General features: G+C 61.1%; 19 protein-coding genes and 2 tRNA genes. 11 read left to right on the top strand and 10 right to left on the bottom strand.

All coding sequences use genetic code 11. From position 1 onward, the window contains the following. Positions 1–7 precede the first annotated feature (7 nt). Positions 8–1,177 carry an SNIPE associated domain-containing protein gene (locus AWT76_RS14585; RefSeq protein WP_245638824.1) on the top strand — a complete coding sequence of 390 codons (1,170 nt, stop codon included), beginning with the start codon at positions 8–10 and terminating at the stop codon, positions 1,175–1,177. A 230-nt stretch (positions 1,178–1,407) separates the two neighbouring features. On the opposite strand, the gene AWT76_RS14580 is transcribed toward AWT76_RS14585, so the two are convergent. The 4 genes from AWT76_RS14580 to AWT76_RS14565 form a co-directional block, all read right to left on the bottom strand. Further along, a tRNA-Arg gene (locus AWT76_RS14580) sits at positions 1,408–1,484 on the bottom strand. Between the two features lie 114 nt (positions 1,485–1,598). Beyond that, a complete protein-coding gene (rpmB, locus tag AWT76_RS14575) occupies positions 1,599–1,886 on the bottom strand; it encodes a 50S ribosomal protein L28 (RefSeq protein ID WP_072246982.1) in 288 nt (95 codons plus the stop codon). A gap of 94 nt (positions 1,887–1,980) precedes the next feature. Further along, positions 1,981–3,003 carry a methylmalonyl Co-A mutase-associated GTPase MeaB gene (meaB, locus tag AWT76_RS14570; RefSeq protein WP_072246981.1) on the bottom strand — a complete coding sequence of 341 codons (1,023 nt, stop codon included), beginning with the start codon at positions 3,001–3,003 and terminating at the stop codon, positions 1,981–1,983. Between the two features lie 67 nt (positions 3,004–3,070). Next, positions 3,071–3,526 carry an Lrp/AsnC family transcriptional regulator gene (locus AWT76_RS14565; protein ID WP_072246980.1) on the bottom strand — a complete coding sequence of 152 codons (456 nt, stop codon included), beginning with the start codon at positions 3,524–3,526 and terminating at the stop codon, positions 3,071–3,073. Between the two features lie 138 nt (positions 3,527–3,664). Here AWT76_RS14565 and hppD point away from each other — a divergent pair, with 138 nt between their 5' ends. The 5 genes from hppD to AWT76_RS14540 all read left to right on the top strand — a co-directional run bounded on the left by hppD (position 3,665) and on the right by AWT76_RS14540 (position 7,965). Further along, positions 3,665–4,756 (top strand): 4-hydroxyphenylpyruvate dioxygenase, encoded by a 1,092-nt coding sequence (hppD, locus tag AWT76_RS14560; protein WP_072246979.1) that lies wholly within the window; start codon positions 3,665–3,667, stop codon positions 4,754–4,756. A 69-nt stretch (positions 4,757–4,825) separates the two neighbouring features. Then, on the top strand, positions 4,826–5,617 hold the full coding sequence (paaG, locus tag AWT76_RS14555) for a 2-(1,2-epoxy-1,2-dihydrophenyl)acetyl-CoA isomerase PaaG (protein WP_072246978.1): 792 nt from the start codon (positions 4,826–4,828) through the stop codon (positions 5,615–5,617). Between the two features lie 2 nt (positions 5,618–5,619). Then, a complete protein-coding gene (gene paaI, locus AWT76_RS14550; RefSeq protein WP_072247746.1) occupies positions 5,620–6,051 on the top strand; it encodes a hydroxyphenylacetyl-CoA thioesterase PaaI in 432 nt (143 codons plus the stop codon). A gap of 2 nt (positions 6,052–6,053) precedes the next feature. After that, positions 6,054–7,367, top strand: a complete 1,314-nt coding sequence (paaK, locus tag AWT76_RS14545; protein ID WP_072246977.1) for a phenylacetate--CoA ligase PaaK — start codon at positions 6,054–6,056, stop codon at positions 7,365–7,367. 1 nt (position 7,368) lies between these two features. After that, complete coding sequence (locus AWT76_RS14540; RefSeq protein WP_072246976.1) at positions 7,369–7,965, top strand: TetR-type transcription factor C-terminal domain-containing protein; 597 nt, start codon at positions 7,369–7,371, stop codon at positions 7,963–7,965. A 51-nt stretch (positions 7,966–8,016) separates the two neighbouring features. On the opposite strand, the gene rpsO is transcribed toward AWT76_RS14540, so the two are convergent. Then, complete coding sequence (rpsO, locus tag AWT76_RS14535) at positions 8,017–8,286, bottom strand: 30S ribosomal protein S15 (RefSeq protein WP_072247745.1); 270 nt, start codon at positions 8,284–8,286, stop codon at positions 8,017–8,019. A gap of 242 nt (positions 8,287–8,528) precedes the next feature. On the opposite strand from rpsO, the gene AWT76_RS14530 reads away from it, so the two are divergent. Further along, complete coding sequence (locus tag AWT76_RS14530; protein ID WP_072246975.1) at positions 8,529–9,470, top strand: calcium-binding protein; 942 nt, start codon at positions 8,529–8,531, stop codon at positions 9,468–9,470. Between the two features lie 354 nt (positions 9,471–9,824). On the opposite strand, the gene tig is transcribed toward AWT76_RS14530, so the two are convergent. Then, entirely contained in the window at positions 9,825–11,165 is a 1,341-nt protein-coding gene (gene tig / locus AWT76_RS14525; protein WP_072246974.1) for a trigger factor, read from the bottom strand. Between the two features lie 193 nt (positions 11,166–11,358). On the opposite strand from tig, the gene AWT76_RS14520 reads away from it, so the two are divergent. Continuing rightward, positions 11,359–12,849 carry an alpha/beta fold hydrolase gene (locus AWT76_RS14520; protein WP_072246973.1) on the top strand — a complete coding sequence of 497 codons (1,491 nt, stop codon included), beginning with the start codon at positions 11,359–11,361 and terminating at the stop codon, positions 12,847–12,849. Between the two features lie 11 nt (positions 12,850–12,860). Here AWT76_RS14520 and AWT76_RS14515 read toward each other — a convergent pair. Beyond that, positions 12,861–12,945, bottom strand: a tRNA-Leu gene (locus tag AWT76_RS14515). Positions 12,946–13,140: 195 nt separating this feature from the next. Here AWT76_RS14515 and AWT76_RS14510 point away from each other — a divergent pair. After that, the gene (locus tag AWT76_RS14510; protein ID WP_141655973.1) at positions 13,141–13,596 is read left to right on the top strand and encodes a Hint domain-containing protein; all 456 of its coding nucleotides are present in this window, start codon (positions 13,141–13,143) and stop codon (positions 13,594–13,596) included. On the opposite strand, the gene AWT76_RS17240 is transcribed toward AWT76_RS14510, so the two are convergent. Further along, the gene (locus tag AWT76_RS17240) at positions 13,580–14,452 is read right to left on the bottom strand and encodes an NAD(P)H-hydrate dehydratase (RefSeq protein ID WP_342667179.1); all 873 of its coding nucleotides are present in this window, start codon (positions 14,450–14,452) and stop codon (positions 13,580–13,582) included. The two genes, AWT76_RS14510 and AWT76_RS17240, sit on opposite strands and share 17 nt — an antisense overlap. Next, a complete protein-coding gene (locus AWT76_RS17235) occupies positions 14,449–15,093 on the bottom strand; it encodes an NAD(P)H-hydrate epimerase (protein WP_342667178.1) in 645 nt (214 codons plus the stop codon). The genes AWT76_RS17240 and AWT76_RS17235 overlap by 4 nt, the downstream gene beginning before the upstream one ends. 189 nt (positions 15,094–15,282) lie before the next feature. Here AWT76_RS17235 and AWT76_RS14500 point away from each other — a divergent pair, with 189 nt between their 5' ends. Both AWT76_RS14500 and glnA read left to right on the top strand, forming a co-directional pair. Beyond that, on the top strand, positions 15,283–15,621 hold the full coding sequence (locus tag AWT76_RS14500) for a P-II family nitrogen regulator (protein WP_072246971.1): 339 nt from the start codon (positions 15,283–15,285) through the stop codon (positions 15,619–15,621). Between the two features lie 57 nt (positions 15,622–15,678). After that, the gene (glnA, locus tag AWT76_RS14495; RefSeq protein WP_072246970.1) at positions 15,679–17,085 is read left to right on the top strand and encodes a type I glutamate--ammonia ligase; all 1,407 of its coding nucleotides are present in this window, start codon (positions 15,679–15,681) and stop codon (positions 17,083–17,085) included. A 51-nt stretch (positions 17,086–17,136) separates the two neighbouring features. On the opposite strand, the gene AWT76_RS14490 is transcribed toward glnA, so the two are convergent. Continuing rightward, positions 17,137–18,615, bottom strand: coding sequence for an NAD-dependent succinate-semialdehyde dehydrogenase (locus tag AWT76_RS14490; RefSeq protein WP_072247744.1), 1,479 nt, complete (start codon positions 18,613–18,615; stop codon positions 17,137–17,139). Between the last annotated feature and the right edge of the window lie 103 nt (positions 18,616–18,718).

The following is an 18,718-nucleotide window of genomic DNA, read 5'->3' as shown; positions in this document are numbered from 1 at the left end:
ACTCCATTTGCCCCCAGCTGGTTCAAGCCGGGGCAAGGTTGCACATGGGTCAATTCTCAATGACAGTTTTGGCGATTACCGGGTCAAATCTCAGTGGCAATCAACAGCACAGGTCGCAATCTATGACGAGCGCCTGTCATTTGCTGAACTCGGCGTCTATGAGCCCCATTTCGATTTCTCCGACAGCGAGGCCTACAAGGCCGCAATTACGGCGGTGCGGGAACGTCAGAAGGATATGGTCAGTTCGAAGACAGCCACAATCTGCCCTGCTGATTGGACCGTTGATGGCAGCAAGTCGAAAGGACAGGCCATGGTCAACCGGCAAACCCGTTTGACCATGAGAGCCTTCAACAATGAATGCGAGGCAGCCATTGCGAATACCCGTTGGAACAATGTGAACGCCATGGAAAAGCGGATCCAGACCGCGGCAAAGCAGATCAACAGCGCCAATGAATCCATGCGCCTGACCATAAACGACACTTATGTCGCCCTCAAACTGGAGGAGCTTTATCTGACCCACGAATACCGGGAACGCCTGAAAGCCGAGAAGGAAGAACGTGCCGAAATGGCCCGGGCGGAACGGGATGAGAAGAAACTCCTTGCCGAAGCCGAGGCCGCTGAGCGTGAGGAGCTTCGCTTTCAACAGCTTTTGGAAAAAGCCCGGTCTGAAGCCGGTGTCGACGAGGCAAAGATCGCAGAACTTCAGGCAGCCTTGGATGAGGCCCATGCAAAAACAGAGCGGGCTCGGGCGATGGCCGAAATGACCAAGTCGGGGTATGTCTATGTGATTTCGAACATCGGGTCATTCGGGGAAGACGTGGTCAAGATCGGGCTTACCCGTCGCCTTGATCCTGACGACAGGGTGCGAGAGCTGGGAGATGCAAGTGTGCCGTTCAGCTTTGATACGCATGCAATGATCTATTCCGAAGAAGCTCCGGCCCTCGAGGCTGCATTGCATCGTGAGTTCGCAGATCGTCGGGTGAATGACGCGAACTTGAGAAAGGAATTCTTCCGGGTCAGTCTCGATGAAGTTGAGGCCGCGGTGGAGCGGCTCGCCCCGGATGCATCGTTCTTCAAAGATCGACAGGCACAGGAATGGCATGAAACACTGGCCCGTCGGAATCAAGTTCTTACCGATATGATCAAAGCCTCTGACGAGTTTCCCGCCGAACTCTAGCGAGAATATCCTCCGAACAGTCTCGTCGGCGATGCTTCAATCGGCGGAAATCGAATTGGATGCGAAAAGCCGGCTCCACGAGATGGAGTCGGCGGTCTTCCAGAAATGTTGTTTTATATCAGAAATTTATTGAATAGTTCGCCAGAATTCAAAAATAACACTTGACACGGTGCGCAGCAAAAACCGCCCTGTTGCGCATTCATATGCCTCCTTTACACAAATGGGGCCGGTGGCGATCCCGGAAGGACTTGAACCCTCAACCTGCCGATTAGAAGTCGGCTGCTCTATCCAGTTGAGCTACGGGACCCGCAACAGTGTTTAACGGCGGATCGCGCCCGATTGCAACGGGGCTTGCGCCCTTATGCAACGCAAAAGCCCCCGGGTGCACCGGGGGCGATTCGAAACTTTCGGTTTCGGGCAATCAGGCGGCTGATGCAGCCTTGGCCAGATCACGCTTGATCTTCAGCGCGTTGGACGACAGTTCCTCGTCCTTGGCTTTTGCCAGATAGGCGTCCAGCCCGCCGCGGTGATCGACCGAGCGCAGCGCCGCCGAGGACACGCGCAGCTTGAAGCTGCGGCCCAGCGCTTCGGACTGCAACGACACGTCCTGAAGGTTTGGCAGGAAACGACGCTTGGTCTTGTTGTTGGCGTGGCTTACGTTGTTGCCCGTGATCGGGCCTTTTCCGGTCAGTTCGCAACGGCGCGACATGGGTTTTTCCTTGTTGTCTCGGGCTGGCCTTCATGTGGCCCGCACAAATAAAACCGGCCCTGCAAAGCAAGGGCCTGAAACTTGATGGCTGCTCTTAGGCGCTATCCTTCGGCGCGTCAAGCGATTCCGGCGATGTTGCGATCTCTGGCCAGATTGCGGCCAACATGGTTTGTGCCGCGCGCGCGGGCGATGTCTGCCCGGCCTCGACCTGCGCCCCCAGATTGGCGCTCATGCGGCGCGCAAGGGGCGTTTGCAGGCGCGCCAGCACGGTTTCGCGCAGCTCTTCTTCGAACCAGCGGCGGGCCTGTTCGGCGCGGCGCCGCTCCCAATGGCCGAATTTGCGCCGCCAGTCGACCAGCGCCGTGATTTCCTCCCACACGCCCGGTAGCCCGTTGTTTTCCAGTGCCGAGACGGTCATCGCCTTGGGAAAGCCGGCGGGGTCTTCGGGCCGTTTGCGCAGCAGGCGCAGCGCGCCCGCGTAATCGGCGCAGGTGCGGGTGGCGGTGGCTTTCAACTCGCCATCTGCCTTGTTGACCACAATCATGTCGGCGGCTTCCATGATGCCGCGCTTCACGCCTTGCAATTCGTCACCGCCTGCCGGAGCCAGCAGCAGCAAGAACACGTCCGACAGGTCCGCGACCACGGTTTCGGATTGGCCGACGCCCACAGTTTCCACCAGCACCACGTCAAAGCCCGCTGCTTCGCATAGCGCCACCGCGTCGCGCGTGCGGCGTGCCACGCCACCCAGATGCGACTGGCTGGGGCTGGGTCGGATAAAGGCCTCGGGCGCGCGCGACAGGTGGTCCATCCGCGTCTTGTCGCCCAGAATGGACCCACCGGTGCGCTTGCTGGACGGGTCCACCGCCAGCACGGCCACGCGCAAGCCGCGTTCGATCAGCATTAGCCCGAAGGATTCGATGAAGGTGGATTTACCCACGCCCGGTGTGCCCGACAGCCCGATGCGAATGGCCTGCCGCCCGCTTTGCGCAAGGTCTTCCAGCAGTTCTGTGGCCTGCGCCCGGTGGTCTGCGCGCCCGCTTTCCGCAAGCGTGATCGCGCGGGCAAGCGCCCGCCGCTCGCCGCGCAAGACGGCATGGGCCAGTGCTGAAATGTCCATTCTGCAATCCTTTGGCAGCATACAGCCGTTGTGCCTTGGCGCGGGGCCAATTGTCCAGAGTGCGCGGTCAGACGGGCAGGGCGGCAGCCTGTTTCAGCTGGTCCATCACGATCTGGCTTTGCACCCGCGATACGGCGGCATGGGGTAGGATGCGCGCATGGATCAGCGTGTTCAGCGCCGCCAGATCGGCGCACCAGATGCGCAGCAGGTAATCGGCCTCTCCGGTCAGGGTCCAAGCATTGACCACTTCGGGCAGGCTTTCCAACAGGTGGCGAAAGGATTGCGCGCCCGCCGGGTCGTGATTGCCCATCTGAACTTGCACGAAGGCTTGCACGCCCAAGCCGACACGCTCGGGCGCGATACGGGCGCGGTAGCCTTCGATAATGCCCTGTTCTTCCAGCCTTTGCCGCCGTCGCGCGGCTTGCGACGCCGACAGCCCCACATGGTCGCCCAGCTCTTGCGCGGTCATCATGGCGTTGTGCTGAAGCTGTGCGAGGATCTTGCGGTCGATAGCGTCTTGCATGCGTGTTCTTTGCAGTTTTCAAGAAAATCTGCGCGAGTGTTGCATGATAGTGCAAAAATTTCCAGTCTTTGCGCGAAATCCGCAAGGCGCGTGCGGTATTCTGTAGCTTAGATACATCTTCGCCAATAGGAGCACCCGATGGGCCCTTTCCCGCATGCTGCCCCGCGCGCCGCCATTTCCGCCGAAAACCCCGCCGGAACCGACGGGTTTGAATTTGTCGAATTCGCGCATCCCGACCCCGAAAGCCTGCGCAACCAGTTCCGCGCCATGGGCTATACCCTGACCGCGCGGCACCGGCACCGCGATATCGAGCTATGGCAACAGGGCGATATCACCTATGTGCTGAACAGTGACCCGGACAGCCATGCCGCGCGCTTTGCGACTGAGCATGGCCCCTGCGCGCCCGCGATGGGCTGGCGGGTGGTCGATGCCCGCCATGCGTTCGACCATGCCGTGGCAAAGGGGGCCACACCTTACACCGCCCCCGGCAAGCTGCTAGATGTGCCCGCGATTGTCGGAATCGGTGGGTCATTGATCTATTTCATAGAGGATTACGGCAGTGCCAACCCCTATGCCGGGTTCGAGTGGATCACCGCGCCCAAGCCCGAAGGCGTGGGCTTCTACTATCTGGACCACCTGACGCATAACGTGTTCACCGGCAACATGGATCGCTGGTTCAGCTTCTACCGCGACCTGTTCAATTTCCGCGAGATCCGGTTTTTCGATATCGAAGGCAAATACACGGGCTTGTTCAGCCGCGCGCTGACCTCGCCTTGCGGGCGCATCCGCATTCCCATCAACGAGGACCGGGGCGAAACCGGGCAGATCGTGGAATACCTGAAGCGCTATAATGGTGAAGGCATCCAGCATATCGCCGTCGGAACCGAGGATATTTATTCGGCCACCGACGCCATTGCCGAACGCGGCATCCGCTTCATGCCCAAGCCCCCGCAAAGCTATTACGACATGAGCCATGACCGCGTTGTCGGCCATTCGGAACCGGTTGCGGCGATGGCGAAACACGGCATCCTGATTGACGGCGAAGGCGTGGTCGATGGCGGGGAAACCAAGATCCTGCTTCAGATTTTCTCGAAAACCATGGTCGGGCCGATCTTTTTCGAATTCATCCAGCGCAAAGGGGATGACGGGTTTGGAGAGGGCAATTTCAAGGCTTTGTTCGAAAGCATCGAAGCCGACCAAGTGGCGCGTGGTGTGCTGAAAACAGGGTAATGCAGAAACAGAATTGACCGGTCGGTCAGCTTATGTAAGTCTTGGGCAACTCTGGGAGGAGAGTTGCCCATGCCTGACGATTTGGTGCTGCACCGGTTGGATACCGGTGTGTTGGAGCTGGTGCTGAACCGGCCCGACAAGCTGAACGCTTTCACGCCTGAAATGCATATGGCCTTGCGCGCCCAGATCGACCGCGCGGCGCAGGATGGGGCCGTGCGCGCGGTGCTGCTGACCGGGGCCGGGCGCGGGTTTTGCGCAGGCCAAGACCTTGGCGAGCGCGACCCGCGCAAAGCTGGGCCAAAGCCCGATCTAGGCGCGACCATCGGCACCTATTACAACCCGCTGATCCGCGCCATACGCGCGCTGCCCAAGCCCGTGGTTGCAGCGGTGAACGGCGTTGCCGCAGGCGCAGGCGCGAATATCGCGCTGGCATGCGACATCGTGCTGGCGTCTGACATGGCGCGGTTCGTGCAGTCTTTCGCCAAGCTGGGGCTGGTGCCCGATGCGGGCGGGTCTTGGGCCTTGCCGCGCTTGTTGGGCGAAGCGCGGGCGAAAGCCTTGGCGCTGACGGGGGAACCGCTAAGCGCCACCCAAGCCGCCGATTGGGGGTTGATCTGGCGCGCGGTGCCGGATGACGCCCTGATGCCAGAGGCCCGCGCGCTGGCGTTGAAACTGGCCAAGGGGCCAACCTATGGCCTTGGCCTGACCAAGCAGGCGATTCAGGCGGCGGCGACCAACAGCCTTGATGCGCAGTTGGACCTTGAACAAGACTACCAGCGCCGCGCGGGGGCATCGGCAGATTATGCCGAAGGCGTCACCGCGTTCCTTGAAAAACGCGATGCAAGGTTCACGGGCCAATGACCATGACCCCGCAAGACCTCGCCGAAGCCTGCGCCCATGCCATGTGGGCCGATGACAGCGCCAGCCAGCGCTTGGGCATGTCGCTGGACGCGGTCGGCCCCGGCCATGCCACCCTGTCCATGACCATCACCGACCACATGACCAACGGCCACGGTATGTGCCATGGCGGCTATATCTTCACGCTCGCGGACAGCGCCTTTGCCTTTGCGTGCAACAGCTACAACCAGCGCGTTGTCGCGCAGCATTGCGCGGTCAGTTTCCTGAACCCGGTCGCACGCGGCACGCGCCTGACCGCGACGGCGCAAGAGGTGAACCGCCGGGGGCGGTCTGGCATCTACGATGTGCGCGTAAGGGATGACACGGGCACTGTCGTTGCGGAATTCCGCGGCCATAGCCGCAGCATAAAGGGCACCCATCTGGGCGAGGAGGCGTAAGCATGGAAGACCTGTCCCCCAAACCGGGCGATCTGGACCCGATCGAGACCGCCTCGCGCGATGAGATTGCCGCCCTGCAACTGGAGCGGCTGAAATGGTCGCTGACCCATGCCTATACCGGGTCGTCCTTCTACCGCGCCAAGTTCGACGCGGCGGGTGTGCACCCCGACGACCTGCGCACGCTGGCCGACCTTGCGAAATTCCCCTTCACCGTCAAAGCCGACCTGCGCGACACTTACCCCTTCGGCATGTTCGCTGCCCCGCGCGAGCAGTTGGTGCGGTTGCATGCGTCGTCCGGCACCACGGGCAAACCCACGGTCGTGGGCTATACCCAAGGCGATATCGACCGCTGGGCCGATCTTGTCGCGCGGTCCATCCGGGCCGCAGGTGGGCGTAAAGGCGACATCGTGCATGTGGCCTATGGCTACGGGTTGTTCACCGGCGGGCTTGGCGCGCATTACGGGGCGGAACGGCTGGGCTGCACGGTGGTTCCCGTGTCGGGGGGCATGACCGAACGGCAGGTCACGCTGATTACCGATTTCAAACCGCGCGTTATCATGGTCACGCCCAGTTACATGCTGTCAATCCTCGATGCCTGCCATAAAGCCGGGATCGACCCGCGCGACACATCCTTGGCCGTGGGCATATTCGGCGCAGAGCCATGGACCAACGCCATGCGCGCCGAAATTGAACAGGCCTTCGATATGCACGCGGTCGACATTTACGGCCTGTCCGAAGTGATGGGGCCGGGCGTGGCGCAGGAATGCGTGGAAACGAAGGATGGTTTGCACCTGTGGGAAGATCACTTCTACCCCGAGATCATTGATCCTGAAACAGGCGCTGTCTTGCCCGATGGCGAGATGGGTGAGTTGGTTTTCACGACCCTGACCAAGGAAGGGCTGCCGATCATCCGCTACCGCACGCGCGACCTGACACGGCTTTTGCCGGGCACCGCGCGCTCCATGCGGCGGATCGAGAAGATCACCGGGCGAAGTGACGACATGATCATCCTGCGCGGCGTGAATATCTTTCCCACGCAGGTGGAAGAGCAAATCCTGAAATGTGCTGGCCTTGCCCCGCATTTCCAGATTGAACTGACCCGCACCGGCCGGATGGATGACATGACCATCCATGCAGAGGCCACACCGCAAGCCGCGACGGACGATGCCCGCGCCGCCAGCGCGCGCGATTTGGCACATCATGTAAAATCGACCCTTGGTGTGAGCGCGAAGGTGGTTGTCCATACCCCCGGCGGCGCGCCCCGGTCCGAGGGCAAGGCAAAGCGCGTGGTCGACAACCGCCCGAAAGCGGTCTGACATGGCCCGCTCGCGCGCGCACGATTTTGAGGCAAAGCAACGCGCAATCCTGCGCGCGGCGGCGGCGGTCTTTGCCGAGGCCGGGATGGACAAGGCGTCGATGGCGCAGATCGCGGGGCGCGCCGATGTGTCCAAGGCGCTGCTCTATCATTACTATCCCGGCAAAGATGCGCTGATCTTTGACATTATCCGCACGCATCTGAGCGAGCTGAACGCCGCAATCGCGGCCGCCGAGAATGCAACCTTGCCCCCACGCGACCAATTGCGCGCGCTGGTCCATGCCGTGCTGGAGCAATACCGCGATGCCGACGATTACCACATGGTGCAACTGAACGGCACACGCACGCTGTCAGACACCCAGCGGCAGGAAATTGTCGCGCTGGAACGCGCCATCGTGCGGCGCTTTGCAACTGTGATTCGCGCAATCCATCCCGATATCGACCAAGGCCGCCCCATTCTGACTGCGGTGACCATGTCGCTATTCGGGATGATGAACTGGGCCTATATGTGGTTCCGCGACGGTGGCCCGGTATCCCGCGCGGATTATGCCGATCTGGCGACCGACATTTTCCTTGGCGGGTTCGAACGTCTGCACTGAAACGCAAAACGCCCGCCATAGGCGGGCGCTGCATGGTCCGGGCGCGGCTGATTAGCGGCGGATGCCCAGCTTCGAGATCAGCACGCGGTAACGTGCTTCGTCCTTGCCGCGCAGGTAGTCCAACAGTTTCCGGCGCGTGGCGACCAGCTTCAGCAGGCCGCGGCGGGAATGGTTGTCCTTCTTGTGCGTCTTGAAATGCTCGGTCAGGTTGGAAATGCGCTTGGTCAGCACGGCAACCTGCACTTCGGGCGAACCAGTGTCACCTTCGGCGCGCGCGAATTGCTTGATGGTGGCTTCTTTGTCTTCTGCAGTGATCGACATCGGGATCTCCTGTGTTGATGGTCGGATACGGCACATGCCGGGATGTCGTCCAGCAAGGCCAAGCTTCGCGCCACGGTCAGCCATGGCACGGCGGGACAGATAGACCAGTGCCACCGAAATGGAAAGCGGAAATGCGGGCGGCCAAGTTAAGCGATTCTTCATGGCATTTTGCGAACATTTGCAAAACATTTCCGGTTGCCCAGCGAAACTGGCCCGCTGGCAAAATTGCAAAAAGGTGTTTCATGTGGTTGCTTTTGGGTTTGTTGGGGAGTGTGACAGCCATGTCGGTCAGCGATTTATTCGCGCCGCAGCCGTCTGGCGGCACCACCACCGATGAGGAGGCGGATGATCCACCCTCGGATGAAGCGGCTGCCGATCTAGGCGGATCTGCCCCGCTGCAATTGCTCTTGGATTATCCCGATGCCCAGAGTGACGACGTTGCGACCACAGTGCCGCAGGGCGAAACCGGGTCCAGCCCGGCGCTGGGCCTGTTCGATGGTTTGGGGGAACGTGTGCACAGTTCCGACACTTACCCGCCGCAGCCCGCCGAGGCGCCGCAACATCTGGAAGGTGACCTGACCGAAAACCGCCTGCGCGGCGGTGCGATGAACGATTCGATCCTCGGTTACGGCGGGGCGGATCATCTTGCCGGTCATGGCGGGGATGACTGGCTGGATGGCGGCAGCGGCGATGACAGCCTGATCGGGGGTGCGGGGGATGACACCCTGTTCGGCAGTGGCGGCGACGACACCCTGATCGGGGGCTTGGGCAATGACCTGCTATCCGCTGGGGGTGGCGTGAACACACTCATGGCTGGCGATGGTGACGACACGCTCTTGGGGCAATCAGGGCCAAGTTTTCTGAATGGTGGCGCTGGTAATGACCTGTTGCACGCAGGGGCGGGCAATCTGTTGCACGGCGGTGCGGGAAATGACCAGTTTCGCTTGTCAGGCCCATCTGCGGTGGCGGGTCCGGTCCAGATACTCGACTACACAGCGGAGGAAGACGAAATACAGTTCACCTACGACCCGGCCCAAGGTCTGCCGGACCTGAGCATCACCTTTGACCCTAACGCACCTGACCTTGCCGAAATACGTCTGGCGGGAGAGGTGCTTGCACAGATCGCAAATGCGCGCGGGCTGAGCCTGTCGGACATCACGCTGATCGCGCAGCCCGGTGAATAGTCCCCGCGTTGCGGCAAAGGGCGAGGGCGCAATGCAGTGCCACTAGCGCTTGGGCCTGGGCAAAAGCAAACGCGTGACCAAAAGCAGTCGGGTCATGGCTCAGGCTTGGCCCTGTGGCCCCGATGCGCCCAAATGCAGCATTTCGGCCCCTGTGCCCGGATGTGGCGCGTCCATTCGCCGCCACATGACCCGACATATTTGTGTTTGCGCCCCGTGCGAAGGCCAAACGGGTTCCCATCAATCCCGACGGGGTGCTGCAAGTGGTGCCGGTCGTCAGATCCGCGCCCACAGATGGAAAAAAGCCCCCACCAAGGGTGAGGGCTTTAAGACATTCAAACAGCGATGCGGCCGTGCTTATTCGCCGTCTTCTTCCAGCGTTTCGACGGCTTTTTGCAGCTCATCCTTGCTGACTTCCTTTTCGGTCACGGTGACTTTCTCAAGAATATGGTCAACCACCTTGTCCTCGAAAATCGGCGCGCGCAGTTGCTGCTGCATCTGTTGGTTCTTTTGAATGAACTCAAAGAACGCCCGTTCCTGACCCGGATATTGACGGGCCTGTGCGATCACGGCTTGGGTCATTTCCTGGTCGGTAACTTCGATCTCGGCTTTCTGGCCGACTTCGGCCAGCAGCAGGCCCAGCTTCACCCGGCGCACGGCCAGCTTGTCGCTTTCCTCGGTGCGCTCGATTTCGCCATGCGAATGGTCATGCGCTGCGGTGGTGTCCTTGTTGGCGTCGTGCCACAGTTGATGCGCGATCTGCTTGCTTTCGGCATCCACCAAAGACGGCGGCAGGTCAAAAGTGACAGCGTCGTCCAGAGCGTCCAGCAGGGCGCGTTTCAGCACCGCGCGCGATGCTTGTGCATATTCCGCTTCCAACCGTTCGGAAATCTGCGATTTCAGTGCCGCCAGATCTTCTGCGCCGAACTGCTTGGCCAACGCGTCATCAATCGCGGCGTCAGCCGGGGCTTTCACGGCCTTGATCGTGCAGGCGAACACGGCCTCTTTTCCGGCCAGGTGCTCTGCGCCGTAATCATCGGGGAACTTGACGGTCGCGTCCTTGCTGTCGCCCGCTTTCACGCCCACCAGCTGTTCTTCAAAGCCGGGGATGAACTGGCCCGACCCCAGCACCAGCGGGAAGTCTTCGGCTGCGCCACCGTCGAACGGTTCGCCGTCAATGCTGCCGACGAAATCCATCGTGACTTGGTCGCCATTTTCTGCCGCGCCGTCCTTGTCGTCGAAATTCTGGGCCGATTTCGCAAGGTTCTCCAGTGCTTCCTGCACTGCCGAATCTTCTGCCTTGACGACCAGTTTTTCCAACGAAACGCCATCCAGAGCGGGCATTTCGATCACCGGCAATGCTTCGTAGCTCAGCGATACAACAACATCATCGCCTTCTTTCCATGCGTCATTGGTCATCTTGACCTCGGGCTGCATGGCAGGACGGTCGCCGCTGTCTTTGAAATGCTGTTCCATGGCACCATCCACGGCGTCTTGCATGGCCTCGCCCAACAGGCGTTGGCCAAACTGCTTCTTCAGCAGCGCCATAGGCACCTTGCCCTTGCGAAAGCCCTTCATCTCGATTTCCGGCTGGGCTTCAACCAGCTTTTCATCGACCTTCGCGGCCAGTTCATCCGCTGTGACGGTAATGGTATAGCCGCGCTTCAGGCCTTCGTTGAGCGTTTCGGTGACTTGCATGGGCATCCTCGCATGAATGACAGGCCGCCAGAGAGGCGGCCTGAGGAAATTTGCGCCTTACTAAGGGGCGCTTGGCGCAGGATCAAGCCTGTTTATGGCCGCATGGCCTGCCGCCCGGCGGCGCGGTCGCCCCTTTTCTTTTCATCCTGCCGCGCTCACTGTTGGCAGTATCGGAATGACGGAAGCCTGACTTATGCGTGTTCTTCTTGCCGCAATCGCTGCAATCCTGATGGCGCTGTCAATCTGGCAGCTGGAACAGGACCGGTCCGGTCTGACAATTCGCCCGTTAGAGGGCACCGGGACAACCCCCGCCAGCCTGTATCTGCGCGACACTGACGCAAAGGCGCCCGTGGTTGTGATCGCCCATGGCTTTGCCGGGTCACGGCAGTTGATGGAGCCTTTCGCCCTGACCCTCGCGCAAGCAGGCTATCTTGTCGCCAGTTTCGATTTTGAGGGGCACGGGCGCAACCCGGTGCCCATGTCGGGGGATGTCACATCCCCCGACGGCACCACGCGGCTGCTGATGGCAGAGACCGCGCGTGTCGCGCGTGCCGCCCTTGCTCATCCGCGCGCCGATGGTCGGCTGGCCTATCTGGGGCATTCCATGGCCTCTGACATTGTGATCCGGCAGGCGCTGTCCGACCCGCCGGGCGATGCCGTTGTGGCGGTGTCGATGTTCAGCCAAGCCGTGACCGGGGCAGAGCCTGTCAACCTGCTGGCCGTGTCGGGCGCATGGGAAACGCGGCTGGTGCAAGAATCGCTGCGCGTGTTGCGGCTGACAGACCCGGAGGCCCAACTTGGCCAGACCACGGGCGACCCCGCGCAGGGCACCGGGCGGCGTGCGGTCGCAGCGCCGATGGTTGAACATGTCGGTGTGCTATATTCCCAAACCGCCTTGGCAGAGGCCCGAGATTGGCTGGATGCCGCTTTTGGGCGTAGCAGCGACGGCCCGGTGCCTGCGCGCGGCGGGTGGATCGCGCTGCTGCTGGTGGCCACCGCGGCGCTGGGCTGGCCTATGGCGCGCAGTTTGCCGCGCGCGCGAATGGCATGCCCGCAGCCGGGGCGGCGCGGTTTCTGGCTGGCGGCGCTTGTCCCGGCGCTGGTCACACCGCTGCTGCTTGCGCCGTTTGACCTTAGGTTTCTGCCAGTGCTGGTTGCGGATTACCTTGCGGTGCATCTGGCCGTTTACGGTGCGATAACGCTGGTTTTCTGCTGGCGTCTGGGCCTGTTGCGCGGCCAGTTTCCGGCCCGCGCTTTCTGGGTCGCAGGGGCGGTGGCGGTATTTGGCATTGCAGTGTTTGGCGGCGTTCTGGACCGCTATGTCGCGTCTTTCGTGCCGCATGCCGGGCGTGTGCCCGTGGTCGCCGGATTGGCGCTTGGCGCGGTGCCCTTCCTGTTGGGCGATGCGATTCTCAGCGCAGGTGGCCGCGCCCCTGTCTGGCGCGTGTTGGTGCTGCGCGTGGCGTTTCTTGCGTCATTGGCGTTGGCGGTCGCGCTCGATTTCGAGGGCCTGTTCTTTCTGGTTATCATCCTGCCGGTGATCGTGCTGTTCTTCTTGCTATTTGGCACGATGGGCGGATGGGTCGGCCGGCGCACCGGCCTGCCTGCGGCCGCAGGTATTGGCCTTGGCCTGGTTTTGGCGTGGTCGCTCGGTGTCAGCTTCCCGATGTTCAACGCCATCTAGCCCGGGTTTTCTGGTGCGGGTGGAGGGACTTGAACCCCCACGCCTTGCGGCGCCAGAACCTAAATCTGGTGCGTCTACCAATTTCGCCACACCCGCATGCGCAGCGCTTTAGCAAAGCTGTGCAGCGGGCGCGAGGGGAAAATTACACGGGGCCAAGAACTCAACACGCAGTGGCCCGATTTCCGCCGCAATCCGCGCCGATTGTTGCGCTAAGTGAAACAGTAAGGCGTTCAGCAGATGTTCACCTGGCCGTCATATTCTGACGCTAGGCTGCAAATAGAGGATATTGCAATGACCACGATTTCTCTTGCGCCCCCGCTTCCCGCCACCCGTGCGCGGACCAGTGCGCCGGCGGGGTTTGCCGGCTCCACACGCGTTCGCACGCTGATGGGCTGGCAACCGGTTGCCACGCTTATGGCGGGTGATCTGGTGTTAGACGAATCCGGTAATCTGCATGAATTGCGCGGCATTCGCCGGGTGCAGGCGCGCGGCGATGCCACGGTGCGTGTTGTGCGCAAGGGGCGGGCGCCGCTCACGGTCGGGGGCGGTCAGATGCTGCGCGCAGATGATTGGCGCGCGCAGATTGTGTTCGCTCGACCAACCGTCAGCCCCGCCGCGCGATTGGTCGATGGTGTGGATCTGCGCGCGGGCTGTCCGGGGCAGGTGACGCTGTGCCAGCTACAATTTGATTCGGTGGTCTGTCTGGATATTGATGGGGCCAAAGCGCTCATCAAACCGGCACTGTAAGCTGCGCCAGAACGCGGGGCAGCATGTCTGGCAGGTCGTCGGCGGTTAGGCCGGGACCGAAGGTGCGGGCGCAATCGACATGCAGATACGCCCCCCAGCAGGCCGCGTGAAATGGCGAATACCCCCGCGCCAGCAAACCGCAGATCAGACCGGCCAACACGTCGCCCGCGCCCGCCGTGGCCAGCCACGGAGCCGCGCGGTCGTAGCAAGCCGCGTGCAGAGCCGCTTGCCCGTTCGGGGTGGCGACCACCGTGTCGGGGCCTTTGAACAGAACCGTTGCGCCAATGAGCCGCGCTGCATCGCGCGTGGCATCCAGCTTGGAATAGGCCGGGCCGCGTGTCGCCGGGGCGTCTAGCCGGGCGGCGATTTCTGGGAACAGGCGTGCGAACTCGCCTGCATGTGGTGTCAGAACACAGCCTTCATGCAGTGTTTGGGCCATTTCGGGGCTGCGCGCCAAATGGGTGATCGCGTCGGCATCCAGCACCAAGCCGCGCCCATGCGCAAGCGCGGTTGCGACAAGCGCCGCCTGTTCGGGCCCCAGCCCCAACCCCGGCCCAAGGCAGACCGATGACAGCCGCGTATCGGCCAAGCAGTTGCGCAGGTCTTCGGGGCTGTCGCATTGCCGCAGCATGATCGCGTCAAGCTGCGAGGCATTTTCTGTCAGCGCGTTGCTGGGGCACAACAGGGTCACAGCCCCGGCCCCTGTGCGCAAGGCCGCCCGTGCACAAAGTCGCGCCGCGCCGCCTTTGCCATGCCCCCCGGCCAGAACCAAGGCGTGGCCGTGGTCGTATTTGTGGGCAAGGCGCGCCTTGGACAGGTCCGGCAACCAGTCAGGAGAGATCAGCCGAAATGTCATAACCCGATCCCCGCCACATGCAGCGCGCCGCAATAATCTGGCCCTTGGGCCAGATAGTGCCCCGGTTTCGCGCGGTGAAAGGTCACGGTCAATGCAGAGCGTGCGCAGGCAGAGCCGTCCAGCACCTTTCCGCTATTGGCGTCCAGCCCTGACGGGATGTCAACCGCCACACTGGCCCCGACACGGGTTGTGAACCGGTCATGTTCGACCAGCCAGCCACAGATCGTGGGATCGCTGATCGGGCGTGACAGCCCGGTTCCAAAAACGGCGTCAACCGACAGATCGCCTTCGAACGGACGGGGCGCTGTCGCCCCATCAAGCAGCGCGCCTTCGTAGCGGTCGAAGTTGCGCCGGGCATCGGGCGGCAGATGGTCTGGCGCGCCGAAGGCAACAACCTGCACCTTCCAGCCACGATCCATCAACAGGCGTGCAATCACATAGCCATCGCCGCCATTGTTGCCGGGTCCGCACAGCACCCGCGCATGGGCGCGATCACGCGCAAGGCCGGGCCAATATGACAGGATTGAGTCCCGCGTGGCCGCGCCCGCCTGCTCCATTAGGGCCAGCCCGGTGACGGCGCCAGAATCAATCGCGGCCTGTTCAGTGGCGCGCATTTGGGCAGGTGTCAGAATTTCAGTCACTTTTGGACACCGTGAATTTTCATTCAGATTAAAAATTATGCTACATGCCTAAAAGATAGGCGTTTGGGTCGATTTCGCCATTGCTCCATTCCCAGCCCGACCTTTATCAGATTGTGGCCCGTATCTGAACATGATCTGTCGTGGATCAAGCCATCGCAGAGCGCTGCGACACCCGAGGAGGCCGACCGCATGAAAAAGATCGAAGCCATCATCAAGCCATTCAAGCTGGATGAGGTCAAGGAAGCCCTGCAAGACATTGGCGTGCAGGGGCTTTCTGTGCTGGAAGTAAAGGGTTTCGGCCGTCAGAAAGGGCATACCGAACTGTATCGGGGTGCCGAATATGTGGTCGATTTTCTGCCAAAGGTGAAGGTCGAAGTGGTGCTGCCGGATGATCAGGTTGAAAGCGCGGTCGAGGCGATCATCGCCGCAGCGCGCACCGACAAGATCGGTGACGGCAAGATTTTCGTCTCTCCGGTAGAGCAGGCGATCCGCATTCGCACTGGCGAGAGTGGCGACGACGCGCTGTAAGCGCGACGCCATCACGGAACACTCCCAAACAACGGTTCAAGAGCAAAGGGAAAACACATGAGTGCTGCTGACGTTCTCAAATTGATGCAAGAGGAAGATGTCGCCTATCTTGACATCCGCTTTGTCGACCCGCGCGGTCGCATGCTGCATGTCACCATCATCAACGACATTGTTGATGAAGACTTCCTTGAAGAAGGCTTCATGTTCGACGGGTCGTCGGTTCCTGGTTGGAAGGGCATCGAAGCCTCTGACATGAAACTGGTTCTGGACACCGAGAGCGTCTATATCGACCCGTTCTATGCCGAAAAGACGCTGGCTATTCACGCCTCGATCGTAGAGCCGGACACGAATGAACCCTATGAGCGTGACCCGCGCGGCACCGCCGAAAAAGCCGAAGCCTATCTGAAAGCGTCGGGCATTGGCGACGTGTCCTATTTCGGGCCGGAAGCCGAATTCTTCGTCTTCGACAGCGTCAAGTTCAGCGACAAGATCAACAAGGTTGGCTACGAGGTGGATGCCGAGGAAGCCGCCTGGAACTCTGACACCGATTACGAGCATGGCAATAGCGGCCATCGTCCGGGCGTGAAGGGGCATTACTTTGCCATGAACCCGACCGATGCCAACCAAGACATGCGCTCGGAAATGCTGACCACCATGAAAGAAATGGGGATGAAGGTCGACAAGCACCACACAGAGGTGGCGTCGGCGCAGCATGAACTTGGGCTGATCTTTGGGTCGCTGACCAAGCAAGCCGACGAACTGATGAAATACAAGTATGTCATCAAGAACGTGGCCGATGCCTATGGCAAAACCGCGACCTTTATGCCCAAGCCTGTCAAGGGCGACAACGGCACCGGTATGCATGTGAACATGTCGATCTGGAAAGACGGCAAGCCCTTGTTCGCTGGCGACAAATACGCGGACCTCAGCCAAGAGGCGCTGTGGTTCATCGGCGGCATCCTGAAGCATGCGAAAACGCTGAACGCCTTCACCAACCCGTCTACCAACAGCTACAAGCGCCTGATCCCGGGTTTCGAAGCCCCGGTTCTGCGTGCGTATTCCGCCCGCAACCGCTCTGGCTGCATTCGCATTCCATGGACGGAAAGCCCGAAAGCAAAGCGTGTCGAAGCCCGCTTCCCTGACCCTTCGTCGAACCCCTATCTGTGCTTTGCCGCCCTGCTGATGGCGGGTCTGGACGGGATCAAGAACAAGATCGATCCGGGCCCCGCGTCGGACAAGGACCTGTACGACCTGCCGCCCGAAGAGTTGGAAGGCATCCCCACGGTTTGCGCGTCCTTGCGTGAAGCGCTGGAAAGCCTTGCCGCCGATCATGACTTCCTGCTGGCAGGCGACGTGTTCACGAAAGACCAGATCATGGCCTATATCGACCTGAAATGGGAAGAGGTCTATGCCTATGAGCACACGCCACACCCGATCGAATACAGCATGTATTACAGCTGCTAAGCGGTTGACCTGAACACAAAGCCCCCGCATTGCGGGGGCTTTTTTATGCGCTCAGATGCTTAGGCAGACGTATTTCATTTCCAAGTAATCCTCTATTCCGTGGCGCGACCCTTCGCGCCCGATACCGGATTGCTTGACGCCGCCAAACGGTGCCACCTCGGTCGAGAATATGCCCGTGTTCACGCCGACGACGCCGTATTCCAGCGCCTCTTGCACGCGGGTTACGCGGGAAATGTCGCGGCTGTAGAAATAGCTGGCCAGTCCGAAGATCGTGTCATTTGCCATGGCGATGGCTTCTTCTTCGGTCTTGAAGCGGAACAAGGGCGCGACGGGGCCGAAGGTTTCTTCCTTTGCGACCCGCATGTCTTGGGTCACGCCGGCCAGAACCGTCGGCTGGTAGAAATTGCTGCCCATATTGTGCCGCGCCCCACCGGTCAGCACGGTGCCGCCCTTGGCCAGCACGTCATCGACATGGCTTTCCACCTTGGCGACGGCTTCGTCATGGATCAATGGCCCAAGCTCTACCTCATCTTTCAAGCCGTCGCCAATGCGCAACGCTGCGACAGCCTTGGCCAGTTTTTTGGCAAAGATGTCGTAAACCCCGTCTTGCACATAGATGCGGTTCGCGCAGACGCAGGTTTGCCCGTTATTGCGGAACTTGCAGGCAATGGCGCCCGCGACAGCGGCATCCAGATCGGCATCGTCGAAAACGATGAACGGCGCATTGCCGCCCAGTTCCATAGAGCATTTCATGACCTGATCGGCGGCCTGCCGCATCAGGACACGCCCCACTTCGGTCGAGCCGGTAAAGCTGAGCTTGCGCACTTTCGGGTTCTCGCAGAATTCTTTGCCGATGTCGGAGGCGCGCGTCGAGGGCAGGATCGACAGCAACCCTTTGGGCAGCCCCGCGCGCTCTGCAATCACCGCGATGGCCAAGGCCGAAAGCGGTGTTTCCGACGCGGGCCGCCCGACAAAACTGCATCCTGCCGCCAGCGCGGGTGCGATCTTGCGCGCAATCATGGCATTCGGGAAATTCCATGGGGTAATCGCAGCAGCCACGCCGATGGGCTGTTTCAGCACGGTCAGCCGCTTGTCGGGTTGGTGTCCGGGAATGGTTTCGCCGTAAATGCGCTTGGCCTCTTCGGCGAACCACTCGAAATAACTTGCACCATAGGCAATTTCGCCGCGCGCCTCTGCAAGGGGTTTGCCCATTTCGGCGGTCAGGATCAGCCCCAGATCATCGGCATGGGCCATCATCAGGTCATGCATCTTGCGCAGAATTGCGGCGCGGTCCTTCCCTGTGCGCGCAGCCCATGCGTGGCGGGCGGTTTCTGCCGCATCAATGGCGCGTGCAACCTCTGTGCGCGACAGGTCAGCCACATGTGCAACTACATCGCCGCGGGCGGGGTTCGTCACCTCGAATGTCGCGCCGTCATCGGCATCGGCCCATTCCCCGGCGATATAGGCGCGCGTTTGCAGCAGGGTCGGGTCTATCAGCATCGATGTCAGGTCGGTCACGGAATCGCGCATCATGTCTCCGGATACTTTGGATTGGGTGTGAACAACGGGTAAACCCGCCGCCATAGCGCAGCGTAACGCCCCGGCCCTGCTATGTCACGGCTTGTGCGCATGC

Source organism: Roseibaca calidilacus, assembly GCF_001517585.1.
Lineage (GTDB): Bacteria > Pseudomonadota > Alphaproteobacteria > Rhodobacterales > Rhodobacteraceae > Roseinatronobacter > Roseinatronobacter calidilacus.
The sequence above is the reverse complement of the archived record's forward strand: the minus strand, read 5'-3'. Positions and strand labels throughout refer to the sequence as shown.

Bases quoted from the DNA above. Each gene is read 5' to 3' on its own strand.
- paaG (WP_072246978.1), top strand. From the start codon at position 4,826: ATGCCTGACGATTTGGTGCTGCACCGGTTGGATACCGGTGTGTTGGAG.
- AWT76_RS14500 (WP_072246971.1), top strand. From the start codon at position 15,283: ATGAAAAAGATCGAAGCCATCATCAAGCCATTCAAGCTGGATGAGGTC.
- AWT76_RS14490 (WP_072247744.1), bottom strand. From the start codon at position 18,615: ATGCGCGATTCCGTGACCGACCTGACATCGATGCTGATAGACCCGACC.
- AWT76_RS14520 (WP_072246973.1), top strand. From the start codon at position 11,359: ATGCGTGTTCTTCTTGCCGCAATCGCTGCAATCCTGATGGCGCTGTCA.
- AWT76_RS14530 (WP_072246975.1), top strand. From the start codon at position 8,529: ATGTGGTTGCTTTTGGGTTTGTTGGGGAGTGTGACAGCCATGTCGGTC.
- AWT76_RS14510 (WP_141655973.1), top strand. From the start codon at position 13,141: ATGACCACGATTTCTCTTGCGCCCCCGCTTCCCGCCACCCGTGCGCGG.
- paaK (WP_072246977.1), top strand. From the start codon at position 6,054: ATGGAAGACCTGTCCCCCAAACCGGGCGATCTGGACCCGATCGAGACC.
- rpsO (WP_072247745.1), bottom strand. From the start codon at position 8,286: ATGTCGATCACTGCAGAAGACAAAGAAGCCACCATCAAGCAATTCGCG.
- AWT76_RS14540 (WP_072246976.1), top strand. From the start codon at position 7,369: ATGGCCCGCTCGCGCGCGCACGATTTTGAGGCAAAGCAACGCGCAATC.
- AWT76_RS14565 (WP_072246980.1), bottom strand. From the start codon at position 3,526: ATGCAAGACGCTATCGACCGCAAGATCCTCGCACAGCTTCAGCACAAC.
- meaB (WP_072246981.1), bottom strand. From the start codon at position 3,003: ATGGACATTTCAGCACTGGCCCATGCCGTCTTGCGCGGCGAGCGGCGG.
- tig (WP_072246974.1), bottom strand. From the start codon at position 11,165: ATGCAAGTCACCGAAACGCTCAACGAAGGCCTGAAGCGCGGCTATACC.
- rpmB (WP_072246982.1), bottom strand. From the start codon at position 1,886: ATGTCGCGCCGTTGCGAACTGACCGGAAAAGGCCCGATCACGGGCAAC.
- AWT76_RS17240 (WP_342667179.1), bottom strand. From the start codon at position 14,452: ATGACATTTCGGCTGATCTCTCCTGACTGGTTGCCGGACCTGTCCAAG.
- hppD (WP_072246979.1), top strand. From the start codon at position 3,665: ATGGGCCCTTTCCCGCATGCTGCCCCGCGCGCCGCCATTTCCGCCGAA.
- glnA (WP_072246970.1), top strand. From the start codon at position 15,679: ATGAGTGCTGCTGACGTTCTCAAATTGATGCAAGAGGAAGATGTCGCC.
- paaI (WP_072247746.1), top strand. From the start codon at position 5,620: ATGACCCCGCAAGACCTCGCCGAAGCCTGCGCCCATGCCATGTGGGCC.